Annotated in this window: 5 protein-coding genes and 1 pseudogene; all 6 read right to left on the minus strand. The window is 71.4% G+C overall.

Features of this window, described 5'->3' with window-relative positions; genetic code table 11:
- Positions 1-383 (minus strand): annotated as a pseudogene (locus tag ABDW35_RS30070) (glycosyltransferase family 1 protein); the annotation flags it as partial.
- The gene (locus tag ABDW35_RS30075; RefSeq protein WP_343717527.1) at positions 368-1,660 is read right to left on the minus strand and encodes a TIGR04295 family B12-binding domain-containing radical SAM protein; all 1,293 of its coding nucleotides are present in this window, start codon (positions 1,658-1,660) and stop codon (positions 368-370) included. The pseudogene ABDW35_RS30070 and the gene ABDW35_RS30075, both read right to left, overlap by 16 nt.
- The gene (locus ABDW35_RS30080; protein ID WP_343717528.1) at positions 1,657-2,760 is read right to left on the minus strand and encodes an SDR family NAD(P)-dependent oxidoreductase; all 1,104 of its coding nucleotides are present in this window, start codon (positions 2,758-2,760) and stop codon (positions 1,657-1,659) included. Before ABDW35_RS30080 ends, ABDW35_RS30075 begins: the two co-directional genes overlap by 4 nt.
- On the minus strand, positions 2,757-3,884 hold the full coding sequence (locus tag ABDW35_RS30085) for an NAD-dependent epimerase/dehydratase family protein (protein WP_343717529.1): 1,128 nt from the start codon (positions 3,882-3,884) through the stop codon (positions 2,757-2,759). Before ABDW35_RS30085 ends, ABDW35_RS30080 begins: the two co-directional genes overlap by 4 nt.
- Before the next feature lie 184 nt (positions 3,885-4,068).
- Complete coding sequence (locus ABDW35_RS30090) at positions 4,069-5,829, minus strand: hypothetical protein (RefSeq protein ID WP_343717530.1); 1,761 nt, start codon at positions 5,827-5,829, stop codon at positions 4,069-4,071.
- A 9-nt stretch (positions 5,830-5,838) separates the two neighbouring features.
- A partial coding sequence (locus tag ABDW35_RS30095) for a divalent metal cation transporter (RefSeq protein ID WP_343717531.1) occupies positions 5,839-6,222 on the minus strand: 384 nt, incomplete at its 5' end.

Genomic DNA, 6,222 nt, shown 5'->3' on the forward strand with positions numbered 1-6,222 from the left:
GTGGCGACGCAGGAATGATGGACGGCGACGGTCGGCACCGGGAACACTGCCCTGGCCGCCAGGGCCGGGGTGTTCAGCTGGACGATCTCGGCGCCGGCATCGACCGCGAGGGCGGCGATGCGGCGGCCGGCGGCCTCGACCTCCTTCGGCCGGCCGGCCAGCCAGTCGAGCGGCAGCGCCGTCTCGACCAGCCGCAACCCCGGCACCAGCCCGGCGGACCAGCGCTGGTCCTCGTCGGGCAGGGGGCCGAGCACCGCCAGCGTGGTCTCGACCTCGTGCCGGCGGGCCAGGGCGGCGGCCAAGTCCAGCGCGTAGGACCAGACGCCGCCGACCGCGTCCGCCGTCATCAGCAGCCGGCGGGGCGTGCTCACGCCGGTCCGCACGCGGCCTCCAGCTCTCTCAGGGGCAGGGGCCGTTCGTCCTGGATATCGCTGAAATGGTCGAACTGGCTCAGGTAATGCTCATGCGCCCGTTCCCAGGCTTGGCTGTCGGGCTGGCCCCAGAGGCGCCGGTAGTCGGGCGAACTGGGATAGGGGTACAGCGGCACCGGGTCGTTGGCCCAGACGCCGTTCCGCTCCAGCCTCTCGCGCCAAGCGGCGATCATCTCCGGGTCGTCGTCGGCGGTCTTGATCAGGTTGGCCTGGACGAAGGGCACGCTGCGGCGGGCGTAGAGCAGCCGGTCGGCCAGCTCGTCTGTCGACAGCTTGCAGTTCTTGGTCAACTGGTCGCGGCCTTCTTGCGTCAGGCTTTCGACCCCAGCCTCGATCGACACGCAGCCGGCCCGGCCCAGCAGGTCCAGCATCTCCGGCTTCCACAGGTCGATGCGCATCTGCACGCCGAACTCGACCGGGCGGTCAACCAGCGCCTCCAGCAGCGGCTTCTGCGGCAGGAAGATCTCGTCGACGAAGTAGAGATAGGTCGCGCCCTGGGCGATCAGCCCGTCGATCTCGTCCAGCAGGATCGGCAGCTCGCGCCGGCGATAGGCGTCGCGGAACTCGATCTTGGCGCAGAAGCTGCAGTGATAGGGGCAGCCGCGCGATGCTTCGACCTCGGCGCCCGGGCCATGCGCCTCGCTGCCGAAGCGATGGTGGTGGTGATGGTGGCGCCGTACCCACTCCTCCGGCCAGCGCAGCGCCGGCTGGTCGGTGAACTTGCTGGCGTTCAGGCCGTCGTTGACGACCACCTCACCGCCCTCGCGGAAGGCGATCGACGGCACCCGGCGCAGGTCGGGCTTCTCGGCCAGCGCCGCCACCACCTCCTCGCATTCGCCGCGCACGACGATGTCGGCGCCGAGCTTGCGCAGCGTGGTCTCGGGCGTCACCGAGGCGTGCGGGCCGACGGCCACGGTGCGGCCGCCGCGGCCGTCCAGCGCCACCAGGAACTCGCGCGGGATGCGCAGCTCCGGCGGGGCGCAGCGCCAGAACAGATAGGTCGGCGCCGTGGTGACCACCGTCATGTCCGGCCCGAAGGCCGCGGTCTCCTCGGCCAGCGCCTGCATCTCCGTGCCGCAGAGATGGGCATCGAGCATCAGCACCTCATGCCCGGCGGCCTCGAGCAGCGACTTGGAGTAGCCGAGCTCGAGCGGCAGATGCGGCTCCCGGCAGCCGAAATAGATGCTGTGGTCGTAGCGCCAGGGCGGGTTGATCAGGGCGATCTTCACGAGATGGCCTCCGCTCGCTGTTCGCGGGAATCGGGAAGGATGGGTTCGGCGCCGACAGAGTGCCGGCGCAGCCAGCCCGCCAAGCGGGCCAGCCCATCGCGCCAGGGAATGGGCTCCGGCAGGCCCAGGGCCTCGCGGGCGCGGTCGATATCCGAGACGTAGTAGCGCTGGTCGCCGGCCCGCCAGTCGCGGAACTCCACATCGACCGGACGACCGGTCAGCGCTTCGACATGGCGGAGCAGCTGCCGCAGGCTGATCGCATTGCTCGGCCCGCCGCCGAGATTGAAGGCCTTGCCGCGAACCGCGTCGATGCGCCGCCAGGCGGCGAGATAGGCCTCGACCGCGTCGTCGACGAACAGGATGTCGCGCACCTGGCGGCCGTCGCCGAAGATGGTGATCGGCTGGCCGGCAAGGGCGCGGATCAGGAAATGCGCGACCCAGCCCTGATCCTCGGTGCCCATCTGGTGCGGGCCGTAGATGCAGCTCATCCGCAGCACCGCGGTCCGCATCCCGAAGCTGCGGCCGTGGTCCAGAACATACTGGTCCGCCGTGCCCTTGGAGCAGCCATAGGGCGTGTGGAAATCCAGCGGGCGGTCCTCGCCGATGCCGCGGCCGCGCAGGTCCTCATCGATCGGGCGATAGGCGTCGTCCGCCAGCTCCAGCCGGATATCCGCCAGGTCGCCATAGACCTTGTTGGTGCTGGCGAAGACCAGCGGCGCATGTGGATTGTGCCGGCGCAGCGCCTCCAGCAGGCGCAGCGTGCCGGCGGCGTTGACCTCGAAATCGGTCCAGGGGTCGTCCAGGCTGGTGGTGACGGCGACCTGACCGGCGAGATGGAACACCGCCTGCGCCTGCCGTGCCGCGGCGGCCACGGCCTCGCCGTCGCGCAGATCGGCGATGACGGCGGAGACCCGGCCGGGATGGGTCCGGCGCAGCCAGTCGAGGTTGCGCTCCACCCCTGGCCGCGCCAGCGCGTCCAGCACCAGCACATGATGCCCGTCGCGGGCCAGCCGGTCGGCCAGGTTGCAGCCGATGAAGCCGGCGCCGCCGGTCACCAGGACGGGCCGGCGGCCGATGACGGCGGGAGAGGGCCTGGTCATGCCACCAGCCCGCGGGATTCGAGCTCGCGCCGCGCCTCCGCCACCCGGTCGACCGCCTGCTGGGCCGCGACCCATTCCGCCAGCTCGGCCAGGCCCTCGCCGAAATCCTTGGTCGCGGCGAAGCCCAGCTCGGCCTGTGCCTTGCCGATATCGGCGAAGCAGTGGCGCACATCGCCGGCCCGGGCCTTGCCGACCAGCTCCGGCTCCAGCTCCGGCCGGCCCATGGCGTCGGCCAGGGCCTGCGCCGTCTCCAGCACCGTCCGCTCCCGGCCGCTGCCGACGTTGAAGACGCCGCCCGCGGCCTTCGGATGCTCCAGCGCCAGGGCGAAGGCCTCGGCGACGTCGGAGACATGCACCAGGTCGCGCCGCTGCTGCCCGTCCTCGAACACCAGCGGCCGCTGGCCGTTCAGGATGCGGGAGGCGAAGATCGCCAGCACGCCGGTGTAGGGGTTCGACAGCGCCTGGCCGGGGCCGTAGACGTTGAACATGCGCAGCGCCGCGGCCTGCATGCCGTAGGCGCCGGCGACGGTCAGGACCAGCCGTTCCTGGCAGTATTTGGTCAAGGCGTAGACCGAGGCCAGCATCGGCCGCTTCCATTCCGGCGTCGGTGCCGGGATCAGCGGCCGGCCCTGCCGGTCCAGCGGGTCCCAGGAGCTGCCGGGCTGGCGCTCGGGCCGCATCACATCCTCGACCGGATCGCCGTCCGCGGTGCGATACAGGCCCTCGCCATAGATGCTCATCGACGAGGCGACGACGACGCGGCGCACCGGGTTGGCGATCAGCCGCTGCAGCAGGGTGGCGGTGCCGAGATCGTTGACCGAGACGTAGCGGTCCACCGCATACATGCTCTGGCCGACGCCGACCTCGGCGGCGAGGTGGATCACGGCGTCGACGCCCTTCAGCGCCCGGGCCACTGCGACCTCGTCGCGCACGTCGCCGACCTGCAGCTCGACGTCACCCGGCAACTCGGCGCCCGGCAACTCAACGGTCGTGCCGCCCTTGCCGTGCACCTGCTCCAGCAGGTTGTCGAGGACGCGGACGCGATGGCCGCGCCGCAGCAGGGCGCCGGCCACATGGCTGCCGATGAAGCCTTTGCCGCCGGTGATCAGGATGGTCTCTGACATGGATCGGCTTCCCCTTGGAATGACGGGCGTGGACGGCCTGGCGAGGCCGGTGCGCGTCGGCGCATCCGGACCCGTCAACGGTGTGGTCGCTGTGGCGTTTCGAGCGCACGTCGGGCGCTCAACTACGGGGCCAACGGGATAGGTACTTACCCGGTTCCACTTCCACGTTCGGGTGCGCGCCGCTTCAAATTGAGGACAGGAATCCTTGCAGATGCCGGGCATAGCGCCCGACCTCGCGATCCAGCCGCACGGCCTCGTCCGGGTCGCCGTCGGCCGCCCGCGCCATGCTCCAGGACCCGAACTGCAGCGCGGCGTAGCACGGGGCGAGGAACCGCAGCAGATCGGGGTCGACCGGATGCCCGGCGTCCTGTCCCACCCGCGCCTGCAACTCGGCCTGCTCATCCGGATCCAGGTCGAACTCGATCACTGCGCCGGCGATGTCCCAGGCGATGTCCTGGCATCCGACCAAGTCATGCGTCATGCAGTGGTCGAGGGCGTCGGTCTTCAGCAGTGCGCCGTTGGGATCCTGCAGCCATTCCCAGCAATGCAACCGGTTGTCGGTCTCCACCCGGCGGATCCGCCGGTCCAGCCGATCGGCCATGCGGGCGAGGCGGCCGAAAGCCTGGCCCGCTTCCGGACCCAGCGCCTCGACCGCGTTGTGGCAGAGCATCTCCGCCAGACTCCGCGGCGTGGCGCCGCTCCCCGGCGTGGCAGGGAACCTGCGGGCACGGAAGCCGAGATAGGCCGCGATCCGGCGCAGCAGGGTGGAGCGGTCGAAAGCCGCGAGGTCGAGCGGCCGCGCCTCCTCGATCCAGCGCTCCACCAGGAAGCCGCGGCGGCAGCCTGCCGGTTCGGGGCAGAAGCCGGAATCGTGCAGCGCCCGGGCGCGCGCCAGCTTGTCGCGGCCATGCCCGCCCAGCCCGGCGAACTTCGCCAGGAAGCGGCGGCCGCCGGTGTCCCAGCGGAATTTGCGCCGCTCCTGCTGCCGTTGCGCCGGCGGCCAGCGGTCCCGCGGCAGCGCAAGGCAGTCCCGCCAGGCGCCGCCGGAGAGGTCTTCCAGACGTCCCGGCCCGGCCAGGTCCCCGATCCAGCTGCCGAGCCCGTGCCAGGGCTGGCGCGGCCGCAATGCCAGCGCGTCGAACTCCACCACATGCCGGGTGGTGGCGCGCCACCGCTCGCGATGCGCGGGCGACGCCTGCGCTCCGGGCTCGCCGCCATGGCCGGGGAAGAAGCGGATGCGGCCGCGATGGATGCCGTGGGCTTCCAGCCAGTCGGCGACGGCACCGAAGGAGCTGCCGGACAGGCCCGGCCCTTCATCGGCGACGATATAGGTCGTGTCCGGATGGCGCAGCAGATCGGCGGCCAGACTAGCATCGATGGCGAGCTCGCGCCGGAATGGATGCCCGACCGGCCGGACCGAGACCAGCCTGTCCGCGCCGCAGGCTTCCGCTACCACGGCGCCGAGCGTCAGGCCGATGCTGCGGATGCCGATCACCGTCACCGGCCGGATCCCGGCCAGCCCGGCGGAAGCCTCGACATAGGCCTCGGGATACAGCGCGTAGAAGGCGAAGCCCTCGGCCAGGCGGCAGCGGATCTCCGCCGGCAGCGGCATCCCGGCCAGGGCGGCGATGCGGTGCCGAGAGGCCGGATCCACCGGCCCGGCCGGGAACCCGCTCGCCCAGGATCGCCGGACCTCGGCGGCGAGCGCGATCAGCAGGGCCGTGGCCGCGTCGCGGAGCGGGGAGGGGGCATCCCGTCCGGCCGCCTCGAACTCGGCGTCGATCGCGCCCTGGGCGAAGGCGCCGGCCTCGATCAACGCCTCGACCAGGTGGTCGTGGCGGTCCAGCCCGGCGGTCGCGGCGTGGGCGCGATCAAGCGCCGCCGTGACCCGGCCGAGCTGTTGCTCCGGCTTCTCCGCGCGCTCCGCGTCGCCGTAGACGAGCATCGCCGGCCCTCACAGGAACCAGGTCGCCACCAGCCCGGCGCTGGCGGCGAAGATGATCGCGGTCGTGGCCCATCCGAGGACGCTCATCGCCGGGCTGTTCACCCGTTCGCCCATGATCCGGCGGCTGCCGGTCATCAGCATGATCAGCAGCATCAGAGGCGGCGTGGAAAATCCCTGGACGATGCCCGACCAGACCAGCGCCTTCATCGGGTTGAAGCCCAGGAAGTTCAGCCCCATCGCCACCAGGGTGAAGCCGGCGATGGCCAGGTAGAAGGCCTTCGCCTCGGATGGCCGGGCATGCAGGCTGTGCTTCCAGCCGAAGGTCTGGGCCAGGTCGTAGGCCGCCCCCGTTGTCATCACCGGCACAGCCAGGAAGCCGACGCCGATGATGCC

Source organism: Inquilinus sp. (assembly GCF_039594555.1).
Classification (GTDB): Bacteria; Pseudomonadota; Alphaproteobacteria; order DSM-16000; family Inquilinaceae; genus Inquilinus.

What these genes read in the sequence shown, in the direction of transcription:
- ABDW35_RS30090 (WP_343717530.1), bottom strand. Translation starts at nt 5,829, where the DNA reads ATGCTCGTCTACGGCGACGCGGAGCGCGCGGAGAAGCCGGAGCAACAG.
- ABDW35_RS30080 (WP_343717528.1), bottom strand. Translation starts at nt 2,760, where the DNA reads ATGACCAGGCCCTCTCCCGCCGTCATCGGCCGCCGGCCCGTCCTGGTG.
- ABDW35_RS30085 (WP_343717529.1), bottom strand. Translation starts at nt 3,884, where the DNA reads ATGTCAGAGACCATCCTGATCACCGGCGGCAAAGGCTTCATCGGCAGC.